This window comes from Geobacter sp. AOG1, assembly GCF_019972315.1.
Classification (GTDB): domain Bacteria; phylum Desulfobacterota; class Desulfuromonadia; order Geobacterales; family Geobacteraceae; genus Geomobilimonas.
Window position 1 is genome coordinate 1 of the sequence record NZ_BLIZ01000001.1, and the last position, 23,980, is coordinate 23,980.

General features: G+C 61.2%; 22 protein-coding genes and 1 pseudogene. 17 read left to right on the forward strand and 6 right to left on the reverse strand.

The features are described 5' to 3' along the window. The 3 genes and pseudogenes from LDN04_RS00005 to LDN04_RS00015 form a co-directional block, all read right to left on the reverse strand. Window positions 1-1,148: pseudogene (locus LDN04_RS00005) on the reverse strand (CxxxxCH/CxxCH domain-containing protein); the annotation flags it as partial. Window positions 1,149-1,539: 391 nt separating this feature from the next. Continuing rightward, window positions 1,540-1,872, reverse strand: a complete 333-nt coding sequence (locus tag LDN04_RS00010; protein ID WP_223905076.1) for a cupin domain-containing protein — start codon at window positions 1,870-1,872, stop codon at window positions 1,540-1,542. Window positions 1,873-1,916: 44 nt separating this feature from the next. Continuing rightward, window positions 1,917-2,369, reverse strand: coding sequence for a PAS domain-containing protein (locus tag LDN04_RS00015; RefSeq protein WP_223905078.1), 453 nt, complete (start codon window positions 2,367-2,369; stop codon window positions 1,917-1,919). A 250-nt stretch (window positions 2,370-2,619) separates the two neighbouring features. Between LDN04_RS00015 and LDN04_RS00020 the strand changes: the two genes are divergently transcribed. The 3 genes from LDN04_RS00020 to LDN04_RS00030 all read left to right on the forward strand — a co-directional run bounded on the left by LDN04_RS00020 (window position 2,620) and on the right by LDN04_RS00030 (window position 4,739). Then, window positions 2,620-2,820 (forward strand): hypothetical protein, encoded by a 201-nt coding sequence (locus LDN04_RS00020; RefSeq protein ID WP_223905080.1) that lies wholly within the window; start codon window positions 2,620-2,622, stop codon window positions 2,818-2,820. Window positions 2,821-3,040: 220 nt separating this feature from the next. Further along, a complete protein-coding gene (locus LDN04_RS00025; protein WP_223905082.1) occupies window positions 3,041-3,298 on the forward strand; it encodes a hypothetical protein in 258 nt (85 codons plus the stop codon). A 157-nt stretch (window positions 3,299-3,455) separates the two neighbouring features. Then, window positions 3,456-4,739 (forward strand): O-acetylhomoserine aminocarboxypropyltransferase/cysteine synthase family protein, encoded by a 1,284-nt coding sequence (locus LDN04_RS00030; protein WP_223905084.1) that lies wholly within the window; start codon window positions 3,456-3,458, stop codon window positions 4,737-4,739. A gap of 74 nt (window positions 4,740-4,813) precedes the next feature. On the opposite strand, the gene LDN04_RS00035 is transcribed toward LDN04_RS00030, so the two are convergent. Further along, the gene (locus tag LDN04_RS00035; protein WP_223905086.1) at window positions 4,814-5,158 is read right to left on the reverse strand and encodes a hypothetical protein; all 345 of its coding nucleotides are present in this window, start codon (window positions 5,156-5,158) and stop codon (window positions 4,814-4,816) included. 125 nt (window positions 5,159-5,283) lie between these two features. Beyond that, window positions 5,284-5,760, reverse strand: a complete 477-nt coding sequence (locus LDN04_RS00040) for a MaoC family dehydratase (RefSeq protein WP_223905088.1) — start codon at window positions 5,758-5,760, stop codon at window positions 5,284-5,286. A 139-nt stretch (window positions 5,761-5,899) separates the two neighbouring features. On the opposite strand from LDN04_RS00040, the gene LDN04_RS00045 reads away from it, so the two are divergent. The 12 genes from LDN04_RS00045 (at window position 5,900) to LDN04_RS00100 (ending at window position 18,665) form a co-directional block, all read left to right on the forward strand. Then, on the forward strand, window positions 5,900-7,426 hold the full coding sequence (locus LDN04_RS00045; protein WP_223905090.1) for a mercuric reductase: 1,527 nt from the start codon (window positions 5,900-5,902) through the stop codon (window positions 7,424-7,426). A 2-nt stretch (window positions 7,427-7,428) separates the two neighbouring features. Further along, on the forward strand, window positions 7,429-8,115 hold the full coding sequence (locus LDN04_RS00050; RefSeq protein WP_223905092.1) for a TVP38/TMEM64 family protein: 687 nt from the start codon (window positions 7,429-7,431) through the stop codon (window positions 8,113-8,115). A 78-nt stretch (window positions 8,116-8,193) separates the two neighbouring features. Continuing rightward, on the forward strand, window positions 8,194-9,153 hold the full coding sequence (gene arsS / locus LDN04_RS00055) for an arsenosugar biosynthesis radical SAM (seleno)protein ArsS (RefSeq protein ID WP_223905094.1): 960 nt from the start codon (window positions 8,194-8,196) through the stop codon (window positions 9,151-9,153). Between the two features lie 223 nt (window positions 9,154-9,376). Further along, a complete protein-coding gene (locus tag LDN04_RS00060) occupies window positions 9,377-10,969 on the forward strand; it encodes a glucose-6-phosphate isomerase (RefSeq protein ID WP_223905096.1) in 1,593 nt (530 codons plus the stop codon). Between the two features lie 384 nt (window positions 10,970-11,353). Further along, window positions 11,354-12,421, forward strand: coding sequence for a UDP-3-O-(3-hydroxymyristoyl)glucosamine N-acyltransferase (gene lpxD / locus LDN04_RS00065; RefSeq protein WP_223913309.1), 1,068 nt, complete (start codon window positions 11,354-11,356; stop codon window positions 12,419-12,421). Window positions 12,422-12,653: 232 nt separating this feature from the next. Continuing rightward, the gene (locus LDN04_RS00070) at window positions 12,654-13,490 is read left to right on the forward strand and encodes a M23 family metallopeptidase (protein ID WP_223905098.1); all 837 of its coding nucleotides are present in this window, start codon (window positions 12,654-12,656) and stop codon (window positions 13,488-13,490) included. A 32-nt stretch (window positions 13,491-13,522) separates the two neighbouring features. Further along, window positions 13,523-13,888 (forward strand): polymer-forming cytoskeletal protein, encoded by a 366-nt coding sequence (locus tag LDN04_RS00075; protein WP_223905100.1) that lies wholly within the window; start codon window positions 13,523-13,525, stop codon window positions 13,886-13,888. Window positions 13,889-14,012: 124 nt separating this feature from the next. Next, a complete protein-coding gene (locus tag LDN04_RS00080) occupies window positions 14,013-14,411 on the forward strand; it encodes a peptide chain release factor-like protein (RefSeq protein ID WP_223905102.1) in 399 nt (132 codons plus the stop codon). Window positions 14,412-14,618: 207 nt separating this feature from the next. Further along, window positions 14,619-16,979 carry an endonuclease MutS2 gene (locus LDN04_RS00085; protein WP_223905105.1) on the forward strand — a complete coding sequence of 787 codons (2,361 nt, stop codon included), beginning with the start codon at window positions 14,619-14,621 and terminating at the stop codon, window positions 16,977-16,979. Between the two features lie 91 nt (window positions 16,980-17,070). After that, window positions 17,071-17,466, forward strand: coding sequence for a hypothetical protein (locus LDN04_RS00090; protein WP_223905107.1), 396 nt, complete (start codon window positions 17,071-17,073; stop codon window positions 17,464-17,466). Between the two features lie 28 nt (window positions 17,467-17,494). Next, window positions 17,495-18,154 (forward strand): phosphatase PAP2 family protein, encoded by a 660-nt coding sequence (locus LDN04_RS00095; RefSeq protein WP_223905109.1) that lies wholly within the window; start codon window positions 17,495-17,497, stop codon window positions 18,152-18,154. Window positions 18,155-18,191: 37 nt separating this feature from the next. Beyond that, window positions 18,192-18,665, forward strand: coding sequence for a dihydrofolate reductase (locus LDN04_RS00100; protein ID WP_223905111.1), 474 nt, complete (start codon window positions 18,192-18,194; stop codon window positions 18,663-18,665). Window positions 18,666-18,767: 102 nt separating this feature from the next. Here LDN04_RS00100 and LDN04_RS00105 read toward each other — a convergent pair whose 3' ends face one another. Then, window positions 18,768-19,304 (reverse strand): DUF4337 domain-containing protein, encoded by a 537-nt coding sequence (locus LDN04_RS00105; protein WP_223905113.1) that lies wholly within the window; start codon window positions 19,302-19,304, stop codon window positions 18,768-18,770. Between the two features lie 310 nt (window positions 19,305-19,614). Between LDN04_RS00105 and LDN04_RS00110 the strand changes: the two genes are divergently transcribed. Then, complete coding sequence (locus LDN04_RS00110; protein ID WP_223905115.1) at window positions 19,615-20,403, forward strand: c-type cytochrome; 789 nt, start codon at window positions 19,615-19,617, stop codon at window positions 20,401-20,403. After that, window positions 20,404-23,979: a nitrate reductase subunit alpha gene (locus LDN04_RS00115; RefSeq protein ID WP_223905117.1), complete on the forward strand. Its 3,576-nt coding sequence runs from the start codon at window positions 20,404-20,406 to the stop codon at window positions 23,977-23,979. Window position 23,980 lies beyond the last annotated feature (1 nt).

Genomic DNA, 23,980 nt, shown 5'->3' on the forward strand with positions numbered 1-23,980 from the left:
TGGTGGCCATGGCAGGTGGCGCAGACGTTGGCATCGGTGCTCGTATGCTCGATGGGATAGCCCGCTCCCTGGGGCACGGCGTGGCACCCCTGGCAGACCCCGGTGCCCCGGTAATCGACGTAGTTTCTCGCGCTGCCGGTGTACTGGAAGAAGACCCGTTTGTTGCGTACCGCTCCGGCACTGCTGGAGAAGTTCATGTACCGCCGGATCAGGAAGACGTTGGGCAGTTTCTCCTGGTCGGTTACCGCGTTGGCGTCGTACGCCACGTGCCCGCTATGGCAGTCGCCGCACTGGACGTTCTGCCCCTTGTTGTTGTGGGAGGCTTTACCCCCGTGGCAGTCGCTGCAGATGTTGGGCGCCGTGGCACTGGCGCCCCGCAGGTCGGTTCGCAGCAGTTTCCCCGCGGAGGGAGCGAGGTGCCCCTGCCGGGCACTGGTGGCGCTGTCGTAGGTGGCGCTGTTGGAGTCGGCGAAGTGGACCCGGTGGCAGGTGGAGCAGAGGACTTGCCCGCTGACCAGTTTCAGGGCGGAGCTCGGGTTGCCGGGGTTGCTGTTTGCCGGGACGGCCTGGAAAGCGGTCGGCCGCGCCTTGGCCGCACCTGAGTAACTGACGGTGACCGGGTGGCTGCCACTTAAGTGGCTGCTGCTGTTGCGCAGCCGGTGGCAGTCGAGGCACATCTCGTCCCGCTCGTTGAGCGCACGCAGAAACGGCGCGGAGTTGAAGGCGGAGGAGCGGGGATTCTTGACGTTATGGCAGCGGACGCAGCTGATGGTCCCCGCCATGTTCGGCTTGGTCATCTGCGGGTTGAGGGGAGGCAAGGCTCCCGCCGGCGGTACGTTGTCCGAGCCGCTCCAGTTGTGGGAGCTCTGGTAGAGGATGCCCGGCCGTGCCGAGGTGGCATTGCCGAACGGGTTGGAGGCGTCGCCCGGCACGAAGGCTTTGTTCCCCGCCTTGCCGTCGGCCGGGTTGTGGCAGGTGAGGCAGAGGTTGGTGTACCCCTGGGTCCCCAGGGTGCTGTGGCTCTGATGGCAGCCGCTGCAGGTGTAACCGTTGGCCGTGTTATGGGGATAGTCGACCGCAAAGACTGCTGTCGCAACCAACAGGGCCAGCACCATCGGCCCAAGGATGTATGCGCAGTGTCTTTTCATGGTCTGGCTCCTGTATGGTTTTATACCAGCTATATGACCTGTCGTGCTCGTGCTATGACTGCCATTGCCAAGAAGCTATTAATTAATTATAAAATATATTAACCATGTCAAATCATATCGGTTTTGACACAAACCACCATAACAGGTTCAGGGCAAAGACAATAAAATCCTATTAATTAACAGCAAGTTATGTGCCATTAACCCCATTATTCATTTACTGCAATGATTACCGACTGTTTGCAGCCACCAATCCTGGAATAGATAGCGCATACAAAAAAACCGCCTTCCCGCGGTTTTCCCGGAAAGGCGGCCGAACGGCAAATGACGTGTTTTTTCGCAAAAAAATCATTGCCTGCCCAAGCATTTTTACTGAAACAGTAGATGCTTTATTTCAGGCGCGTATCATTACGAGGAGCATCTTGAAACGCTGATCGGACCGCAGTGAATGGGGCTGGTTGGCAGGCATGATGATCATCTGTCCCGCCACGAGATGGTGGACCGTCCCGGCAATGGTGACGTCCGCTTCCCCATCCACGATCTGGACGACGGCATCGTAGGGTGCCGTATGCTCGGACAGCCCCTGGCCCGCACCGAAGGCAAACAGGGTGAGCGTGCCGATTTTCTTGTCGATGAGGGTGCGGCTCACCACCGACCCCTCCTGATAGGCGATCAGGTCGGTCATGGTCAGCACGCGGGCCGTTAGATTCGTCGTTTCCTCACTCATTGTAACCCTCCCCTTTTCGTGTTCCGGCATGCCGGTACGTGTCGTTATTCGGATTTGGCCTGTACCGCCTGTGCTTCCAGAGAGGCCAACCGCTCCTTGAGCGCTTTTTCCCGCTCCCAGCGGGCTGTCACGTCCCGTATGACTGCCGCGGCTCCCTGTACGGTCCCGTCGGCATCCCGCACCAGCACCATGGAAAACTCGGTTGAAAGACGGCGGCCGTCCTTGCAGAGCGCCGGCGCAGTGAGAAGCTCAGTGGCATACCGGGTCTCCCCCGTATCCATGACCCGATAATAGCCGTCCCAGTGCCTTTCCCGCATCTTGTCCGGGATGATGATGTCCAGGGACTGACCGATCGCGTCCTCCCGGCTGAAGCCGAACAGTTTTTCCGCTCCATGGTTCCAGAACCGAATGCACCCCTCACGGTCGGAAAACAGCACCGCCTCGCTGCAACCACCAATGATCTCCCGGCTGAGATGGTCAAAAGAATAATCTGCCATGAATACCTCCTGTCATTTTATGCTCTTACTCTACAGCGCAACGGCGGGAATGCAATTGACCCAGGTCAAAGGGGCCCAGTTAGCCGAGCACCCCTGAACTAACCTCCAGGACAGATTTCTTTCAGTGCAAAATTTTTTCTTGCCACTCTCACAACATTTAGTTATATTAGCACTCCCTAATCGAACCATCCGCGAACTAGACATGTTTTCCATCATCAACCGCAGCACGATGCACAAGGAGAAAAACGTCATGGTCGTACTTGTCCGCTGTTCGAACGAAACCTGTGTCCCGGCTCTGGAATCCCGCCTCTCCGATCTCATCCGCGACGGCCTGATCACCGCCTTCCTCCGCGATGGTCTGTGGATCAACCTCGGAAAGACAGCACCTCACCACGAAGCTCCCCCGCCGAAAAGTACCCGGCGCCTTATCGCCACCGTAGCACCACTCTGACTCTTACCCTGTACCGCTGAATCACCTGCACCTTCCAGCCCTTTCTTCACTGAAACGGCGGACTCTTGGTGCATCCGGTGTCCATTCCCCAGCAGCCCCTCTTTCACAAAGCCAGCAAACAACCTATTGGCAATAAATTGCACGCACAAATTTAGTATTGCGACATATATTGTCGCATGCCCCTGATAGCATGGCACCATAACACAACAGGAGGTGTGCCATGATCTATCTGACCAACGACGACCATGACCAGGCAGTCTACTTCGACCTGCGCAGGAGGGAACCCCACCGCCGGGCCGGTGCCATCGAGCATCATTATTACGGTCTTCTCGGGAACGGCGTAAGCGAAGTGGCAGTGGAAGTACGAAGTGGACGGAACGGGGTGGAGGTGGCCTTCGGCAGAGGGAAACTGTTCGACTTCATAGAGGAAAGTGCCATCCGCCGGATGGTGGGTGACGCGGTGCTTGCGCTCCATTGACCGGCGTGACCGCTCAGTGGGATCCTGCGTGGAGATTTGGGCCACGCTGAAGAGTGTGACAAAGCAGGGTTAATTTGCTACTATGTCCCGGTTTTTCACAGACAGCTGCGGAAAGCCCGAGCCGTCCGCCAGAATCCCGCCGAAAGGAGCAGCACACATGAAACCAACGTGGAATATCGAGACCCAGGCCATCCAGGGGGGGTACGACCCCAAGCCGGGGGATCCCCGCGTCGTCACCATCTGCCAGAGCACCACCTTCAAGTACGACAGCGCCGAGCACGTGACGAAACTCTTCGACCTGGAGGAGGCGGGCTTTTTCTACACCCGCATCGGCAACCCCACCACCGACGCCTTCGAGCAGAAACTCGCCATGATGGAAGGGGGAGTCGGAGCCCTGGCCACCTCAGCCGGTCAGGCAGCCACGACCCTCGCCATCTTCAACATCTGCCAGGCGGGCCAGCACTTCGTAACCGCCAGCACCCTCTACGGCGGCACCTACAATCTGTTTGCCTGCACCTTCCCCAAAATGGGGATCGAGGTAACCTTCGTCGATCCGGAGGCGCCGGCCGATGAGATACGCAAGGCCTTCCGCCCCAACACCAAGGCCCTCTTCGCCGAAACCATCGGCAACCCGGGACTGAACGTCCTCGACTTTGCCAAGTTCAGCGCCATCGCCAAAGAAAAAGGGGTACCTCTGGTCATCGACAGCACCTTCGCCACCCCCTATCTCTGCCGCCCCTTCGAACATGGGGCCAACGTGGTGATCCACTCGGCCACCAAGTACATCGACGGCCTCGCCACGAGCGTCGGGGGCATCATCGTCGACGGCGGCAATTTCGACTGGGGAAACGGCCGCTTCCCGGAGCTGACCGAGCCCGACGAATCCTACCACGGCCTCCAGTACGTGAAGACCTTCGGCAACCGCGCCTACATCGTCAAGGCGCGGGTTCAGCTCATGCGCGACCTGGGAGCGACGCCGAGCCCCTTCAATTCCTTCCTCTTCACCCAGGGACTCCAGACCCTGCCGCTCCGGATGCAGCGCCACAGCGACAACGCCCTGGCCCTGGCCCAATTTCTGGAAGGGCACCCCGCCGTTTCCTGGGTCAAGTACCCGGGTCTGAAAAGCCACGCAAGTAACGACCGGGCGCAAAAGTACCTCCCCAAGGGGGCAAGCGGTGTCCTCACCTTCGGCATCAAGGGGGGGGCCGAAGCGGGGAAAAAGTTCATGGAGGCGTGCCGACTCGTCGCCCTCGTGGTCCACGTGGGTGACGCCCGCAGCTGCGTCCTCCATCCGGCCAGCACCACCCACCGCCAACTGACACCCGAGCAGCAGACCGCTTCCGGCGTCACCGCCGACCTCATCCGTCTCTCCGTCGGCATCGAGCATATCGACGACATCATCGCCGACGTGGACCAGGCCCTGGCGACCAGCCAGAAGTAAGTCCGCCTGTCACAACGAAAAAAAGCCTGCCGGTTTCGGCAGGCTTTTTTTAATGTAGACTCGACAGTTGCCCCTCAGTTGCCCCTCATTTTCGGGCACTTGTCACACGGGACGGTCGCCGCCTTCTGGGGGCACTCCTTGTTGGGACACTCCATCTGCGGACAGTTGGCGCAATTCATCCCCCCTTGCGCACCCTTCATCTGCGGACAATCCTTCGGACCGGGGCAGTTGGCACAGTCGCATGTCGTCCTATTCGGACAGCTGGCGCAATCCATCTGTTTCTGCGGACAGTTGGCACACTTTCCCACCATCGCCGAGGTTTCGGTCGGAGTCGAAGCAGAGGTGGCAGTGACGGCATTGGTCACGACCGACACGGCTATGGCGACGATAAAGAGGAAAATGATGACTACTCTGTTCATGGGTGCTCCTTTACCTGACATATTCAATTTTTTGAATCAATTGCTGTCAAGATATACCGACGATGGTACCCTGTCAACGGCTAATCGGCAGGATCATTCTGATTAGAGCGACTCCCGGCTGGGACTCACTCGTAGACGCGGTAGAGCGATTCGACCACGCAGGCAGGCTTACCCCCCCCTTCTATCTCCACCGTAAACCGATAGGTGATCTGCACTCCCCCCTCGATCCGTTCCGCTGCAAGGAGGTGGGTGCGCGCCCGGATGCGGGAACCTACCACAACCGGCGTGGGGAAGCGGAGTCGGTTGAGGCCGTAGTTCACCCGCAGCCGCATCCCCGGATAATTCCGCGGGAAGAAGTCGGGGTGGTTGCTCTCTGTGAGGTAGGGGAGGAGCGACAGGGTCAGGAAGCCGTGGGCGATGGTGGCCCCGTAGGGGGATTCCCGCCGAGCCCGCTCCGGGTCGGTGTGGATCCACTGCACGTCGCCGGTCGCCGCGGCGAAGCCGTCGATCCGCTCCTGGTCGATGGCGAGCCAGGGGCCGATGTGAATCTCGGTGTCGAGCTGCGGGGCAAGGAATTCCATGAGATTGTCAGCGGCGGACATGGGACCTCCAGGGCTGTTTTCACCATCATATAGCATGCTTCAGGGTAGTTTGCACCCCGAATCACCCATCCCCCCATGGCCGGCTTGATTATCGGGGCAATTCTGCTACTATGTGGCTTCACACCCGACAGGAGCCCCCATGGACAAAACCACCCCCCTTCTCCCTGACGACGGCCATAATCGCGCACTCACCGCCAACGTGCACCCCGCCGGCTGGGTCAACCCCGTCCCCACCGGTCGGTACAACCTGGTGGTGATCGGCGGCGGGACCGCCGGGCTGGTCTGCGCAGCCGGTGCCGCCGGGCTGGGTGCGAAGGTGGCCCTCATCGAGCGGCATCTGCTGGGGGGTGACTGTCTGAACGTGGGGTGTGTCCCCTCCAAGGGACTCATCCGGTCGGCCCGGGCCGCTCATGATGCCCGTTCCGGCGCCGCGTTCGGCATTCGGGGGGGGGACAGGATCAGCGTCGACTTTGCCGCCGTCATGGAGCGGATGCGCCGGCTCCGGAGCGAGATCAGTCCCCATGACGGAGCCCGGCGTTTCCGGGACGAACTGGGGGTGGACGTCTATTTTGGTCAGGCATCCTTTGCGGAATCGGACTGCATTGAGGTTGCCGGCACCCGGCTCTTCTTCCACCGGGCCGCCATCTGCACCGGTGCCCGGGCTGCAGCCCTCCCCATTCCCGGTCTGGAGGAAGCGGGATATCTCACCAACGAGACGGTGTTTTCACTCACCGAGCTGCCACCGCGGCTGGCGGTCATCGGCGCCGGTCCCATCGGCTGCGAGCTCGCCCAGAGTTTCGCCCGCTTCGGCAGCCGAGTCACCTTGATCGAAGCGACTCCCCAGATACTTGGCCGCGAAGACCGGGACGGGGCCGACATCCTCCATGCCACCTTTGTCCAGGAAGGAATAGATCTGCGGCTGGGGATGAACATCCTACGCGTCGAAACGCGGAACAGCGACATGGCCGTCGTCATGGAACGGAACGGTGCCACGGAAGAGGTGATGGTTGACCGGATACTCCTCGGGGTCGGCCGGGCTCCCAACGTCGAGGGGCTCAACCTTGAACGGGGTGGCATCGCCTATGATGCTAAGGTGGGAGTTACGGTGTCCGACACCCTGCAGACCAGCAACCCCCGGGTCTACGCCGCCGGCGACATCTGCTCCCCGTATAAGTTCACCCACACCGCCGACGCCCAGGCCCGGATCGTCATCGCCAACGCCCTCTTCATGGGGCGGCAGAAGTCATCGGCCCTCACCATCCCCTGGTGCACCTACACCGACCCGGAGATCGCCCACGTGGGGATGTACGAGCGAGACGCTGAGGCCAGAGGGATCGAGGTGACAACCCTGACCGTGCCGCTTGCCGACGTGGACCGTGCCGTGCTGGACGGGGAGACGGAAGGGTTTGCCCGGGTGCACCTGAAAAAGGGGAGCGACCGCATCCTCGGCGCCACCATCGTCGCCCGCCATGCAGGAGAGATGATCAACGAACTCTCCCTCGCCATCGCCGGTGGCCTCGGCCTTTCGGCCATCGCCAGGACCATCCACCCCTACCCGACCCAGGCGGAAGCGATCAGGAAGCTGGCCGACGCCCATAACCGGACCCGCCTCACCCCCTTCGTGAAAAGGATCCTCTCCGCCTGGCTCGTCTGGCAGAGGGGGTGACGATGAACGGGAAGAAGATCGCCATCGCCCTGGCCGTCATTGCCGCCCTGGTGCTTTTTTTATCCCTGGACCTGGGGCGATTCTTCACCCTGGAAGCGCTGAAGGAAAACCGTCAGACGCTCCTCGACTACTACAGAAACCATCGGGTGGGCATGGTGGTCGGCTTCATGGCGGTTTATATCGTCCAGACCGCCCTCTCCCTCCCCGGAGCCGCGATCCTCTCCCTGACCGCCGGGGCGATCTTCGGTGCGGTTATGGGGACGGTCTACGCCGTCATCGCCGCCACCATCGGTGCCACCCTCGCCTTCCTCGTCACCCGCTACCTGCTGCGGGATGCGGTGCTCAGCCGGTTCGGCCCGAAACTGGAGAGGATCAACCGGGAACTGGAGGAACGGGGGCTCAACTATCTCCTCTTTCTGCGGCTGGTACCGGTCTTCCCTTTCTTCCTCATCAACCTGGCGGCGGGGCTCACCCGCCTGCCGCTCCGGACCTTTGTCATCGGCACCCTGCTGGGGATCATCCCCGGCGGATTTGTCTACTGCAACGCCGGCGCCAGCCTCGCCACCATCACCTCGATGGGGGATGTGGCTTCGCCACGGGTCCTCGGCTCCTTCGCCCTCCTCGGTCTGTTCGCCCTGGTGCCGGTGCTGTATGGTAAAATAAAAAAGGCCGGGACCCGGGATCCGTGAACGGGGAGTACATCATCTCTCATGTGTCGGAGATTGATGCTTATCACCTTTCACCTTTTACTTTTTACGGAGTCATCGATGGTAGCCGCTTTCAAAGAACGTGTTCGGCAGATCAATCCGGTCTACGTGAAGTTCCATACCCTGCAGACCCTCCAGCTCAACCTGGGGAACCGCTGCAACCTCTCCTGCAGCCACTGCCACGTGGGGGCCTCTCCCCGGGGAGAAAAGATCATGGGCCGGGAGGTGATGGAGACGGTGGCCGCCCTCCTCTCCCGGCGGCCGGGGATCACCCTGGACATCACCGGCGGCTGCCCCGAACTGAATCCCCATTTCCGCCACCTGGTGGAGACGACCGCCGGCTTCTCCCCGCGCCGCATGGTGCGGAGCAACCTGACCGTCATCACCGAGCCGGGTATGGGGTGGCTCCCCGAGTTCTACCGGGAGCAGGGGCTCGTCATCGTCGCATCTCTCCCCTGCTATCAGGAGGAAAACGTGGACCGGCAGCGGGGCGAAGGGGCCTTCGGGCGGAGCATCGCCGCTCTGCAGCGGCTCAACGCCATGGGGTACGGTGAGAAGCTGGAGCTGAACCTGGTCTACAATCCCGGTGGCGATTTCGTCGCCGGCGCCCAGCGCGACCTGGAAGCGGCCTACAAGAAGGAGCTTCTGGAGCGCTACGGCATCCGCTTCAACAACCTCTACACCATCACCAACGCCCCCATCGGCCGCTTCCGGGAGTATCTGGAGGCCCAGGGAGCCTACGACCGCTACCTGAACCTGCTCGCCACCCGCTTCAACCCCGACGCCGCCGGCAACATCATGTGCCGCACCCTGGTGAGCGTCGACTGGAAGGGGTTCCTCTACAACTGCGACTTCAACCAGGCCATCGGCCTCCCCATCACCGGCGACGACGGGAGCATCCTCAAGGTCGACGACCTGGAGTCGGCCGCCCGGACCGGAACCGACCTGTTCCTGGCGCAGCACTGTTACTGCTGCACCGCCGGCGAGGGGTCGAGCTGCACCGGGGCTCTGGCGGTATAGTCTCCTCAACCACAATGGCCTGAAAACAAAGGCTTTGACGCAGAGGCGCAGAGACGCAAAGAAAGACAAAAGACAAGTCTTCAAAGTTAATCGCTGAACGGGTTTAAGGTTTTAGTTCTCTCTGCGCCTTTGCGTCTCTGCGTGAAAATGGTTGTAGGGATTTCTTCGTTTCTTTGGGTTTTTTGATCTTCGTGGTTAACAAAAGATTTTTCTGGAGGAATACATGGACAAACGGCAGCTCTGGGAGCGTTACCAGGAGTACCTCTACGTCAGCCACGAACTGGGGCTCATGCTCGACATCAGCCGGATGAACTTCCCGCCTGATTTCTTCGACCGGATGGAGCCCCGCATCCAGAAGGCGTTCACCGACATGGCCGCCCTGGAGAAGGGAAGCATCGCCAACCCGGACGAGCAACGGATGGTGGGGCACTACTGGCTGCGCAACCCGTCCCTGGCCCCCACTCCGGCCATCGCCGCGGAGATCGAGGCTACCGTTGCCAGCGTGAAAGAGTTCGCCGCCCAGGTCCACGCCGGCAAGGTCTGCGCGCCGGACGGACGACCCTTTACCCGCCTCCTGGTGGTGGGGATCGGCGGCTCGGCCCTCGGCCCCCAGTTCGTGGCCCACGCCCTCGGCTCGGCCCATGACCGGTTGCGCCCCTTCTTCTTCGACAACACCGACCCGGACGGAATGGATCAGGTGCTGGCCGAGATCGGGCCGGCCCTGGCGAAAACCCTCACCCTCGTCATCTCCAAGAGCGGCGGCACCAAGGAGACACGAAACGGCATGCTGGAGGCCCGAGAGGCGTACCGCAGGGCAGGGCTCGCCTTCGAAAACCACGCCGTCGCGATCACCGGTGTCGGAAGTGAGCTGGATTCGAACGCCGTCACCGAGGGGTGGCTTGCCCGCTTCCCCATGTGGGACTGGGTGGGGGGGCGAACCTCCGTCACCTCGGCGGTGGGGCTCCTTCCCGCAGCTCTCCAGGGGGTCGACATCGACAGGCTCCTGGCCGGCGCCCGGCTCTGCGACGAGCTGACCCGCAACCGCAATACCCGCGCTAATCCGGCGGCGCTCCTCGCGCTCATGTGGTACCACGCCACCGACGGCAGAGGGACGAAGGACATGGTCGTCCTTCCCTACAAGGACCGGCTCCTCCTCTTCTCCCGCTACCTGCAGCAGCTGATCATGGAGTCCATCGGCAAAGAGAAGGACCTGGATGGGCAGGTGGTGAGCCAGGGGCTCACGGTGTACGGCAACAAAGGGTCCACCGACCAGCACGCCTACGTCCAGCAGCTCCGGGAAGGAGTTGCCAACTTCTTCGTCACCTTCATCGAGGTGCTCGCCAACCGCGATGGTAAATCGGTCCTGGTGGAGCCGGACGTCACCAGCGGCGACTACCTGGCCGGCTTCCTCCAGGGGACCCGCACCGCCCTCTACGATAACGGCCGGGAGTCCATGACCATCACCACGGAGAAGCTCGAGGACCGGACCGTCGGTACCCTCATCGCCCTCTACGAGCGGGCCGTTGGCCTCTACGCCAGTCTCGTCAACATCAACGCCTACCATCAGCCGGGAGTGGAAGCGGGGAAAAAGGCGGCAGGACAGGTGCTGGCCTTGCAGGGGGAAATCCTTGCCACCCTGCGCGAGGTCGCGGGCAAGTCTTTCACGGCCGAGGAACTGGCGACAGAGCTCGGCGCAGCCGGGGAAACGGAAACGGTCTTCCGCATTCTCCTCCACCTGGCGGCCAACCCTGACCACGGAGTGACGATGGAACGGTCAGAGCTTTTCTGCTCCAGCCGCTTTGTGGCAACGGGCTAACAGCCGTCACATCCATTTCTGTACATGAAAAAGCCCGCAACTGCGGGCTTTTTTGCCCGACGTGAATCACGGGCCATGTGTTGAATTTATATAATAATTCCGTCCGTCTATTTAATATACTTTTACAAACATTATTGATACCATGCATAGTCGTATCAAGTTTAAACTATTCTATCAGTGACGATACCAGCAGGAAACTTTCCGCTCTAGATTCACCGCCTCCAACTGGCCGAGGTGGCATCTCATCGGCCTCGCCGAAACCACGTCAGCGAAGATCACACACCCCGACTCCTCGAACGGGGAACAAAACGCAGAAATGGTCCCAAGCCACCGCAAGGCAGAATCCGTTCAAATTCCCACAAACGTGTCAATTGAAGGAAAGGAATTCACGTGAACAAAACATTACAGGAGTTGGCAGATTATCTGGGCGGCCACGTTGTAGGAGACCCTACGGTCAGCATCGGAGGGCTCGGAACGCTGGATACGGCGACCGAGGGGCAGATAACCTTTCTTGCCAACACCAAATATGCCCTCAAGGTAAAGACAACACGGGCGACGGCGATTATCATCCCTCCCAACGCCGATCCCTTTGACCGCAATGCACTCGTCGTGGCAAGTCCTTACCTCGCCTTCGCCAAACTGCTTGCCCTGTACTCCGCCAAGCCAAGAATTGTCAAGGGGATCATGGATGGGGCTTTTGTCGACAATGGCGCCGTCATCGGCAAGGAAGCCTCCGTTTATCCCGGCACCTTTATTGCCGATGGAGTCCAGATAGGCGACCGGGTGACACTTCATCCGAATGTCACTCTCTACGAAGGTGTCGTCGTGGGAGATGACGTTACGCTGCATGCGGGGGTATCGGTGCGCGAGGGGTGCCGCATCGGGAACCGGGTCACCATCCACAACGGCACGGTCATCGGCGGAGACGGTTTCGGTTACGCTCCGGATGGCCATTCCTGGATCAAGATCCCCCAGATCGGAAACGTCGTCATAGAAGATGACGTGGAAATAGGGGCCAATTCAGCGGTGGACAGGGCAGCCCTTGAGACGACCCGCATCGGGCGCGGCACGAAAATCGACAACCTCGTCCAGGTGGCTCACAACTGCCTGGTCGGAGAGGATTGCATCATTGTGGCACAGGCCGGCATCGCCGGCAGTGTCAAACTCGGACGGCATGTAACCCTCGGCGGGCAGGTTGCGGTTGTCGATCATGCCGTGATCGGTGACAATGCCATGATTTCCGGCCAGTCGGGAGTTTTCGGCAATGTGGCGTCCGGCGCGATCCTGAGCGGCACTCCGGCCATCTCCCATCAGGCGAGGCTTAGGGCCGCCGCCGTTTTCCCCCACCTGCCTGAAATGCGTAAAACCCTTGCCAGGATGGGAAATCGATTGACCAAGGTAGAAGAACAACAACTGGAGCCACCCCGAATAGCTCCCCTTGCAGTAGTTTGAGAAGTGTACGCGCAAAAATCTCATTGGCCACGCCCAGCGTGGCCTTTCTTTTAGGTGCAATTGGAACTAAGAAATCATCGCGCCAGCCACCTCCCCTCTCCGGCCGGCCGCCATCCTCGTCCATCTACATGATTTTTTGTTGAATTTACCCCAATAACGGGATAAACTTGCCTCCCCTTTTTTCCTCCAATCTTAATGAGCGGCTGACCCGGAACGGTCGAGGATGTTGCCGATGCACAAGCTTCGCCTGCTGATCAGAAAGATACACACGCCGATCACCATCATGCTGGTGCCCCATTCGCGCTTCAGCACGCGCAGCATCCGTATCCCGTTCATTCTTGCCCTGACCTTTTGCGGACTCTCCTGCCTCGGTCTGGTCTATACAGCCTCCCTCACGGTGCAGGCCGTCGATTATTACCGGATGAAGAAGCAGTACACCGCCATGTCACGCCAGTTCAACGAGATGGAATCCACCATGGCGTCCCTCAAGCAGTCCGAGTCCCAATTCCGGAAACTTTTCTCCCTCGGCTCACGCAAGGAGGTCCTCAACAACCTTGCCACCGACGACGGGGGTTCCATCGACGTCGAGGCGCTCAAGAAGCAGGTTACGGAATCCATGGAAACGGTGCATGAGATAAAATCCTACCTCGCCAAGCAGCACGACGTCTACCAGGCAACCCCCCATGGGTGGCCGGCGGCGGGACAGATCAGTTCCGGGTTCGGCATGCGGGAACATCCCATCTACGGTGAGCCGAGATTCCACACCGGCATCGATATCACACTTTCCAAGGGAACCCCGCTCCATGCCACCGCCGACGGGGTGATAAGCTTCGCCGGCCGGAACGCCGGCAACGGCAATATCGTCGTCATCGAGCACGGGTACGGCTTCAGTTCGGTGTACGCCCACAACTCCCAGAACCTGGCCCACGCGGGACAGACCGTAAAGCGGGGAGAGATCATCGCCTATTCGGGATCGACCGGCGCCTCCACCGGTCCCCATGTCCACTATGAAGTCTGGAAGAACGGCCAGAGTGTGAACCCGAAGCCGTTCATCGAGGCACGCAACTAAACGACGCACTGCAGAGAAAGGAGCCTGACCGCATGTTCAGCCCCAAGCATCCGAAACTGGAGGTTCTCATCGGCCCGGAAACGACCATCAAGGGAGAACTCACCTCCAAGGGAACGGTCAAGATCGATGGCAGATTCGAAGGAAATCTCTCCGCCGACTGCATCATCATCGGCGAGGGGGGGGCTGTCCTGGGAGACGTTACTGCCAAGGCGCTTATCGTCGGAGGAAAGCTTACCGGCAACGCCCGCACGAGCGAGAGCGTTGAAGTGCAGCCGAAGGGCGAAGTGTATGGCGATATCATCACCACGCGCCTGTCGGTTGCCGAGGGAGGACAGTTCGACGGGCGCTCCTCCATGCAGAAAAATCTGGAGATCGAATTCAAGCCTGCGGAGGCATGAAGAGGCCAGTAACCTGGGAAACGACAGCATATTCAAGAGCCCGCGAATGCGGGCTCTTTTGCGTCAGGAGCACTAACGAGCGCCAGGGACTGGCCCAATCTCCCGTTTCGTGGTACAAGGAATCATGACAATCTTTGCCGTCAGCGAAGAAAAGAACCGCTGGCTCCGGGAACGGATGGCCGAGCTCGGACTCCGGGAAGAGGACATGGAGGAACGGTTCGTCCGCTCCTCCGGCGCCGGGGGACAGCATGTCAACAAGACCGCCACCTGTGTCTGGCTCCGCCATCGCCCCACCGGCCTTGAGGTGAAATGCATGGCGGAACGGAGCCAGTCACTGAACCGTTTTCTGGCTCGGCGGGAACTGGCGGAGAAGCTGGCGGCGTTCAACGGCCTTCCCACGACGAAAGACGACAAAGCTGACAAGCTCCGCCGGCAGAAGGCGCGGCGCAAGCGCAAGGCGACGACGAAATACGCCAAACCTGACATTGACAGGGATACTCAGGATAATCAGGAGAAACCTTAAAGACATTCGGGACACGGAAAAGTCGGAAAAACCTGGGCAACTGCGGAGTTAGGCCACAACCTATCGGGTGAAATCTGAAATCCGGGAGTCATCCGCCTTTATCAGACGTTATCCGCTTTTTCCGTGTTCAATTGCCGTTTTCGGGCAAAAAGTTTTTGGGGTTTAATCCTGTTTATCCTGTCCATCCCGTAAGAACAAAGGTTCGCAATGATAACTACCGAAACCCTCCGCACCCTGGAATTTCTCCGGATCGTCCGGCTCATCGCCGATTTCGCCCACAGCGACGCCACGGGGGAGGAGATCGCCCGGCTCGCCCCGCTGGCCGACCGGGGAGAGATCTGCACCCGCTTCGCCCGGATCGAGGAGATTCGCCGCCTCGGCCAGCTCGGCATTACCCTTCCCTTCGCCACGTTCGCCGACATCCGGCCGGTGCTGGCCCAGGTTCGCCCCGCCGGGGCGGTGCTCGATCCCCGCGACTTGGCTTTGCTCATGCCGATTCTGCGCATCATGACCGCCATCGCCAAACAGTTTGCCTACCGGACCGATATCCCCCGACTGCAGGAGCTTGCTGGCCACATCACCGGCTTTCCCGACCTGCTTGAATCTCTGGAGCGCTCCATCGACAGCGAAGGGGCGATCCTGGACACCGCCTCCCGGCTCCTCCACGACCTGCGCGGCCGCAAACGCGGGCTGACCCAACGGATACGCCGAAGGTTGGAGGAGATCGTCCGGGAGCGGCAGACCGCCATCTTCCTCCAGGACGATTTCATTACCCAGCGGAACGGCCGGTGGGTGATCCCGGTCCGGATGGACTCCAAAGGGATGGTTCCCGGGGTGGTGCACGACGTTTCCAACTCGGGGGAAACCGCCTTCATGGAGCCGTTGGAGATCATCGGCCTGGCCAACGAACTGGAGAACCTGGTCGCCGAGGAGAAGGTGGAGGAGATCCGCATCCTGCGCGAGCTCTGCCGCTGGCTGCGGGAGGAGACCGAGGCGCTCGCCGCCCAGTTCGCTTCCCTTGTCGCCCTCGATCTTCTCAACTCCATCGCCCGCTTCGCCGACCTGGTGCAGGGGGAGGTCCCGCAACTGGGAAACACCGGCCTCCGACTGGTCGGAGCACGCCACCCGCTCCTCCTCCTGCAGGCGCGTGAGAGCGGCCGTGCGGTGGTGCCCCTCGACCTGGACCTGGGAAGTGAAATTTCGGGAGAAACGCCGAGCCGGGTCATGGTTATCACCGGTCCCAATGCCGGCGGCAAGACCATCGCCATCAAGACCGCCGGGCTCCTTCTCCTCATGACCCTCACCGGTATCCCGGTCCCCGCCGCCGCCACTTCCGTCTTCCCCCTGGCATCACAACTGCTGGTGGACATCGGCGACGAGCAGTCCATCGAGGCGAGTCTCTCTACCTTCTCCTCCCACGTGAACCGGATCGCCGGCATCGTCCGCAAAGCCGATTCCCGGACCGTGGTGCTGCTTGACGAGCTCGGGACCGGCACCGAGCCGCTCCAGGGTGCGGCCATAGCCTGTGCCGTCCTGAAGGAGCTTCAGGAACAGGGGGCACTGGTGCTCGCCACAACCCACCTGACCGACATCGTCGGCTTCGTCCACCAGCGGAAGGGGATGGTCAACGCCGCCATGGAGTTCGACCGGCAGACCTTCACCCCTCTCTATAAGCTGAAGAGCGGTGAACCGGGGCAGTCCCACGCCCTGGAGATCGCACGGCGCTATGGCCTTCCCGACCGCCTCATCGACTTCGCCCAGGGGCTGCTGGGTCGGATGGAATCGGAATTCCATGCCCTGCTGGGTGAATTGCAGGAGCAGCGCAATCGCCAGGACCTGCTCCTGGCCGAACAGGAACGCCATAACCGGGACCTGGCCGCCCGCGAGGCACAATTGAAGGAACGGCTGGCCGTGGCAGAACGGGAAAAACGGGAGTCCATGGAGAAGGCCCACCGTGAGGCGAAGGATATCATCCAGGCGGCCCGCCGGGAGGTGAACGCCATCCTGGACGAGGCCCGGCGGGAGAAGAGCAAGGTGGCACGGCAGAAGGTGGCCGAACTGGAAGAACAGGCTGAGGCCCGGCTTCGGGAATTCCACCCGGAGGAGGAACTGGCACCCGACAAGGTTGCCGTCGGCGGAACGGTCTACGTCCGGTCCCTGGGGTATGACGCCCAGGTGGTGGCACTGGACCGGGCACGGGGGAGATTGCGAGTTCGCGCTGGCTCGCTGGAGATTGAGGTACCACTCGACGGCATCGCCCCGCCCCGGGGTAAGGCCGCCAAAGCTCTCGTTAAGGGGAAACGGCCGGCACCGGAAGAGGAAGCGCCGACCACGGAGATCAACCTGGTCGGCAGTCGGGTGGACGACGCCCTCCCCCGCCTGGAGCAATTCCTGAACCATGCCTCCCTCGCGGGGTACGTCGAAATACGGGTTGTCCACGGCAAGGGGACTGGCGCCCTCATGCGCGGCGTACGGCAGTTTCTGGACGGCCACCCGCTGGTCCGGGAGCTTCGGGAGGGTGAACCGTATGAAGGGGGAAGCGGCGTGACGGTGGTTACGCTTCGTTAAACCTGAATGTTGTGAGGGATGGGTGTCCCGTTGTGCGTAGCGCGCACGGATTCTCGTTAAGCAGTGATTCACAAATAGAGGAATGAATTGCATGGGAAGGAATATTCTGGCGGCCCTGGCCGCCCTTGTCGGTTACGTGGCGCTCGCCTTCGCCTCCATGGCGCTCATCCCCTGGGGGGAGCGACTGGCGCTGGCACTGGTCGCCGGGCTGCTCGGCGCTTTCAGCCGCAGCTGGAGCTGGCTGAAGCTGTTCCTCTTCGCCCTTTTGGCCGCAGGACTAGAGATATTCGGCATCTACCTGGCCACGCGGGACCCCCTGCGCCAGGCCGGCGTCCACGGCAAGTTCATCATGAACGAACTCGCGCGAAAATCGGCCGGCACCCTCTTCATCGTCATCGTGATATCCGTCATCGCGGCCGGAACAGGTTACTGGCTGAGAAAACTGGCCGGTCCCCGTCAGTCCGCCCCACCGCCGGCCACACAATGAAGAGAGGGAACGAAAAAGGGGGAGTTTCGTGACGCGGCCGAGGCGGTACACCAACCTTTGCTATCAGTCAGGACTGTTCCTGCTGGCAGCGCTGGCAGTCGGCATAAGCTACCGGTACGTGGACGAATGGCTTGCCCGTGCCGTCATGGATTTCCTGCGAACCTGGCACCTTTCATCCCTCGGCACCAGGAAGATGCCCGACCTGCTGCTGCTCTTCGTCTGTAGTGCCACCATCATCATGTGGATCGACTATTTCCTCCTGGAACGGAGCGGACGGGACGGGGGAAAGAGAAGGTTTCTGCTCCTCGCTGCCACCGCTACCCCCCTCGCCTATATTTTGAAGACAGTGCTCCAGGGAGTTTTCGGGCGGGGGCATACGCGGGACTGGCTCCACAACCACGGTTCCTCCGGTTTTACCTGGCTTCGCGGAGATGGCGGCTTCCCCTCCGGTCACATGCTGGTCTTCACTGCCTTCTTCGCCGCCGTCTGGTACTATTTCCCCCGCTACCGCGTTCTTTCCGCCCTTGCCGTTCTTCTCCTCGCGGTTGCCCTCATCGCCACCGACTATCATTTCCTCAGCGACCTGATTGCCGGGACCTACCTGGGAATGCTCGTCACCGCCATAACCGGCCGCGTGCTGGAGCGGTTCTTCGCCGCCGATCGCACGGACGCGGGAAAAAACCGATGAAGCGTCCCTCTTCGGAACGAACGGCAGGAGAAGTGCTATGATCGTCTCCATCATAGCCGCCATGGCGGAAAACCGGGTCATCGGCAACAAGGGGGCTATCCCCTGGCACCTTCCGGCTGATCTCAGGCACTTCCGGGAACTCACCACGGGGCACCCTGTCATCATGGGGCGAACGACCTTCGCATCCATCGGCCACCCCCTCCCCGACCGGCGCAACCTGGTGCTGAGCCGATCGCAGGGATTCCGGGCGGAGGGGATAGAAGTCCTGGCCAGCCTGGCAGAGGCTCTGGCCGCCTGCACCGGCGCGGATGAAGTCTTCATCTGCGGCGGCGAAGAGGTGTACCGGGCAGCCCTCCCTTTGGCAGCCCGGATCTACCTCACCGTCATCCACCAGGAATACGAAGGCGACCGTCTGTTCCCTCCCCTCCCGGACAATTTCCAGGAAGTGGGACGGACGGAAGATCCGGGCCCCCCCCCGCTCAGCTGGCTCGTGCTGGAACGCCGCCGGTAAGCGATTCCGCCGGGAACCGGCCGTCATAAAGCACCGCAACGACAAAAGCCCCGACCATTTATGGCGGGGCTTTTGTCGTTGCGGCCGGCAGGATGCTAAATTCTAGAAAAAGAGGAAAAACCCGTCGACGAAGTAGACGACCCCCACGACACCGATGGCGCAGCCGAGGAGCCAGACATACTTCTTCTTGATGAGGGCGGCGATGGAGGAGAGGAGTATGGCGATCTGGAGGAAGATGACGGCGATGCCGAAGGCCTGGCCGTGCTTCTGGGCCTCGTCCCGTATGGATTCGAAGCGCTTGGCCTCCTTCTGGATCTGCCCCTTCTCCTCTTCGTACTTGGTGATCTTCTTCCCGTAACCGTCGATCTTGCTCCGGTACTCCTCCGCGAGGCCGGCCGGCACCTTCGATCCGAACCCCTTCAACTCCAGCTCAAGCTTGTCTTTCTGCATCTCGTAGATATAGCTTTTGACACTTTTGGACTGGAAAAATGCCCACTGGTCCGACGCCTGGGACTGGCTCATCACCGAACGGGTGGAATAGCCCCCACCCTTGAAGGTGGAAAGGGTGGCACAGACCGCCAGGATAACCGTGGTGAGTGCGAGGTAGTTGAGCCAGGATTCTTTCTTTTCTTCCGCCATGGAGCCTCCGTACCTTGTGATCCAGTGCATGACACCGGCATACGTTTTTTACCATAAATCAGGCCGCCGGTAAATAGTTCCGTGCCACGCTCCCGACGTGCATCACCAGGAATTGCATCAACTTCCTGTTTTTTGACCCAGGTCAAGGAACTGTTAATTAAACGATGTTTTAACTTGTTGCACCAAGAGATTGAGATACACTTTTCACATCAACAGGCCATTAACAATCACCAACCTTTTATAACCGGCTTCGCACCAATGTCCCGACTCATCACGGCAAGATAAGGATGCAGTACAGGAGGACCTACGAATGGGCACGCATCGCACACGTTTGCACTGTTTCATCCTTGTAGCGGTTTTTCTGGCCACCACTCTGTCGGCCTACGCCGACCCCGGCAAGGACCTCTTCGACAAGCAGTGCGCCTCCTGCCACACCATCGGCGGTGGCGACAGCGGAGGGCCGGACCTGAAGGGCATTGCCGGCACACGGCCGGAAGAGTGGCTCGTCAAGCTCATTACCGAGCCGGGCAAGCTGACGGCCGCCAAGGACCCGGTCCAGGCGGAGCTGATCAAGAAGTACGGCTTTGAGATGCCTGCACTCGGCATCAGCCGCGACGACGCGCTGAAAATCATCGCCTGGCTCAAGGGGGGGACCACCGCGGCAGGCACCCAACCCGCGACGGAAGCGGCGAAACCGGCGGAAACGGTTGTAACTCCGGAACTCACCGCACGGGGAAAGGCTCTGTTCACGGGGAAAAAGTCCTTTGCCAAGGGAGGAGCCCCCTGTGCCGCCTGTCATCCATTCAATGCGGCGGGGGTAGCCGGTGGCAACCTGGCGGTCGACCTCACCGACCTCTATGAAGGGATGGGTGAACAGGGAATGCGCGGCGTGCTGAAGAGCCTGAAATTCCCGATCATGAACAGTATCTACGCCAATCGACCGCTGACCGACGATGAAGTCACCGCCATCATCGGTTTCGTCAAGGATGCGGCTGCCCAGAAGACGGGAGGGGGCGCAGCGCTTTTCCCGGCGACGGGATTCGGCTTCTTTGCCTGTTTACTCGTGGTGGTGATTCTCTACAAGAGGAGGACCAGATAAATGTCCCGTGACAGGATAACAGACGACCGCTCCGGATCTGATCGCGACTGGGAGGAGTTCTACCGGAACCGCTGGCAGTACGACAAAGTGGTGCGGAGCACCCATGGGGTCAACTGCACGGGGAGTTGCAGCTGGATGGTGCACGTCAAGGACGGCATCGTCGGCTGGGAACTCCAGGCCAACGACTACCCCCAGTTCGACGGCAGCATCCCCAACCACGAGCCCCGCGGCTGTACCCGGGGAATCAGCTACTCCTGGTACCTTTACAGCCCCCTCCGGGTGAAATACCCCTACGTGCGCGGCGCCCTCATCGACCTCTGGCGGGAGGCGCGGAAACGCCATGACGACCCGGTGGATGCCTGGGCCAGCATCGTAGAAAATCCCGAATCACGGAAGGCCTACACGGGCAAGCGCGGCATGGGGGGATTCCGGCGCGGGGCGTGGGACGAGATAGTGGAACTGATCGCCGCCTCCACCATCCATACGGCGAAGAAATACGGCCCTGACCGGGTCATCGGCTTCACCCCGATCCCGGCCATGTCCATGATCAGCTATGCGGCCGGTACCCGTTTCCTCCAGCTCTTCGGCGGCGTCTGCATGAGTTTCTACGACTGGTACTGCGATCTCCCCCCCGCGTCGCCCCAGGTCTGGGGTGAGCAGACCGACGTCAACGAGTCGGCGGACTGGTACAACGCCTCCTACATCGTCCTCTGCGGCTCCAATGTCCCCATGACCCGGACCCCCGACTCCCATTTCCTCACCGAGGCCCGCTACCGCGGCGCCAAGGTAGTGGTCATGTCCCCCGACTACAACATTGCGACCAAGTTCGCCGACAACTGGCTGCCGGTGGAGCAGGGACACGACGGCGCCTTCTGGATGGCGGTGAACCATGTCATCCTCAAGGAGTGCTATGCCGACCGGCAGGTCCCCTTCTTCCAGGAGTACGCCCGGAAGTACACCGATCTCCCCTTCCTCGTGAAACTCGTCGAAAAAGACGGTGCGCTGCAGCCGGGCGAATTCCTCCGGGCTGCAGAACTGGAACGGAGCGCGGGGCTCGAACATGCCGACTGGACCCTCTGCGTGGCGGACGGTGCGGGAGAGGTGAAAATCCCCAAGGGGAGCCTCGGTTCCCGCTGGAGCAAGGAGGAGGGAAACTGGAACCTGGACATGGCGGACATGGTCGACGGTTCCGACATCGACTGCCGGTTGAGTTTCCTGGGGGGCGAGACCCGCAAGGCCCGCTTCAGCTTCGAGGCAGACGGAGACGTGGTCCGGGAAATTCCGATCCAAAAAGTCATGACCAAGAACGGCGAGATAACCGTCACCACCGTCTTCGACCTCCTCATGGCCCAGTTCGGTGTCTCCCGCGGCCTGGGGGGGGACTACCCGAAGGACTACGACTCCGACAAGCCGTTCACCCCCAAGTGGCAGGAGAAGTACACCGGCATAGCCGCCGCCTCCCTGCTGAAAATCGCCCGCGAGTGGGCCGAAAACGGCGAAAAGAGCGGCGGCCGGAACATGATCATCGTCGGTGCCGGCATCAACCACTGGTACCACAACGACCTGATCTACCGGGCGGCCATCACCTCCCTGATCCTTACCGGCAGCGTCGGCCGCAACGGTGCAGGGCTTGCCCACTACGTGGGGCAGGAGAAGGTGGTGCCGCTGGCCCCCTGGACCTCCATCGCCATGGCCCAGGACTGGGTGAAGCCCTCCCGCCTCCAGAACACCCCGAGCTTCTGGTACATCCACTCGGATCAGTGGCGCTACGACCGGACCTTCGTCGATTACTTCAAGCCCGAGACCGGCGAAAACATGCCGCTCCATGCCGCCGACATGAACGCCAAGGCGGTCCGGCTCGGTTGGCTCCCCTTTGCCCCCCACTTCAACGACAGTACCCTGCGGCTGGTGGAGGCAGCGAAGGCGGCGGGTGCCCAGACGGACGACGAGATCCGCGCCTGGCTCGTGGGACGCCTGAAGAGCGGCGATACCCGTTTTGCCATCGAGGACCCGGACGGAGAGGGAAACTCCCCCAAGGTCTGGTTCATCTGGCGGGCCAACGCCATCTCCGCCAGCGCCAAGGGACACGAGTTCTTCCTCAAGCACGTGATCGGTGCCCCCAACGCCAACTGCACCGCCAAGGAAGTGGCCAAGGGGCAGGTGAAGGATCTCGTTTGGCACGACAAGGCCCCCGAAGGAAAGATGGACCTGGTGGTGGACCTGAACTTCCGGATGGACACCTCGACCCTCTACTCGGACATCGTCCTCCCGGCGGCCACCTGGTACGAGAAGTCGGACCTCAACACCACCGACATGCACTCCTTCGTCAACTGCATGGACGCCGCCGTGCCGCCATCCTGGGAATCTAAATCCGACTGGAAGACCTTCAGCCTCATCGCCAAGAAGGTGAGTGAGTTGTCGGCCAAGCACCTCCCCACCCCCATGAAGGACGTCATCGCCGCGCCGCTCCTCCACGACACGCCGGGGGAGATCGCCCAGCGCACGGTGAAGGACTGGAAGCTCGGCGAATGCGAGGCAATCCCCGGCAAGACCATGCCGAACCTGGCCATCGTGGAGCGCGACTACGTGAACCTCTACAACCGTTTCGTGTCGGTCGGGCCGCAGATGGGGCATCTGAATGCCCACGGGGTCAGCTGGGAGGCTGACGACGTCCACGAGAAGCTCCTGCGGGAGATGCCGACCCGCAGCTGGAACGGGAAATCCTTCATCGACCTGGAAGATGAAAAGGTGGTTGCCGACGTCATTCTCTCCTTTGCGCCGGAAACCAACGGCGAGCTCGCTTGGCGCGCCTACCAGAACCTGGAGAAGCGGGTCGGCAAGCCCCTCTCCCAGATCGCCGCCGGCAGCCGCGACCTGCGCATCAGCTGGGAAGACATCACCCAGAAGCCTCAACGGTATGTGAGTACCCCGGTCTGGAGCGGCCTGGTCAACAACGGCCGCCCCTACGCCCCCTACACCCTCAACGTGGAGCATGGGGTACCGTGGCGCACCCTCTCCGGCCGGCAGTCCCTCTACCTGGATCACCCCTACTACGGCGAGTTTCACGAGGGGCTCCCCACCTTCAAGCCGAAGCTCAATCCGGCGCTGCTGGACGAGACCGAAGGAGAGACGGGGCTCGTGCTGAACTTCCTCACCCCCCACGGCAAGTGGAGCATCCATTCCACCTACAGCGACAACCTCCGGATGCTGACCCTCTCCCGGGCCGGCCAGGTAGTCTGGCTCAACCACGAGGACGCGGCGGGCGCCGGCATCGAGGACAACGAGGCGATCGAGGTCTATAACTTCAACGGTGTCGTCGTCTGCCGGGCCATTGTCTCGGCGCGCATCCCGAAAGGGACGGCGTTCATGTACCACGCGCCGGAGCGGACCCTCAACATCGGCAAATCCAACAGGACCGGCAAGCGGGGGGGCGTCCATAACAGCCTGTCACGCATCCGCCTGAAACCGACCCTCATGCTCGGCGGCTACGCCCAGTTCAGCTACTACTTCAACTACTGGGGACCGACCGGAGTGAACCGGGACTGCTACGTGGTGGTCAGAAAGCTGAGGGGGTGAG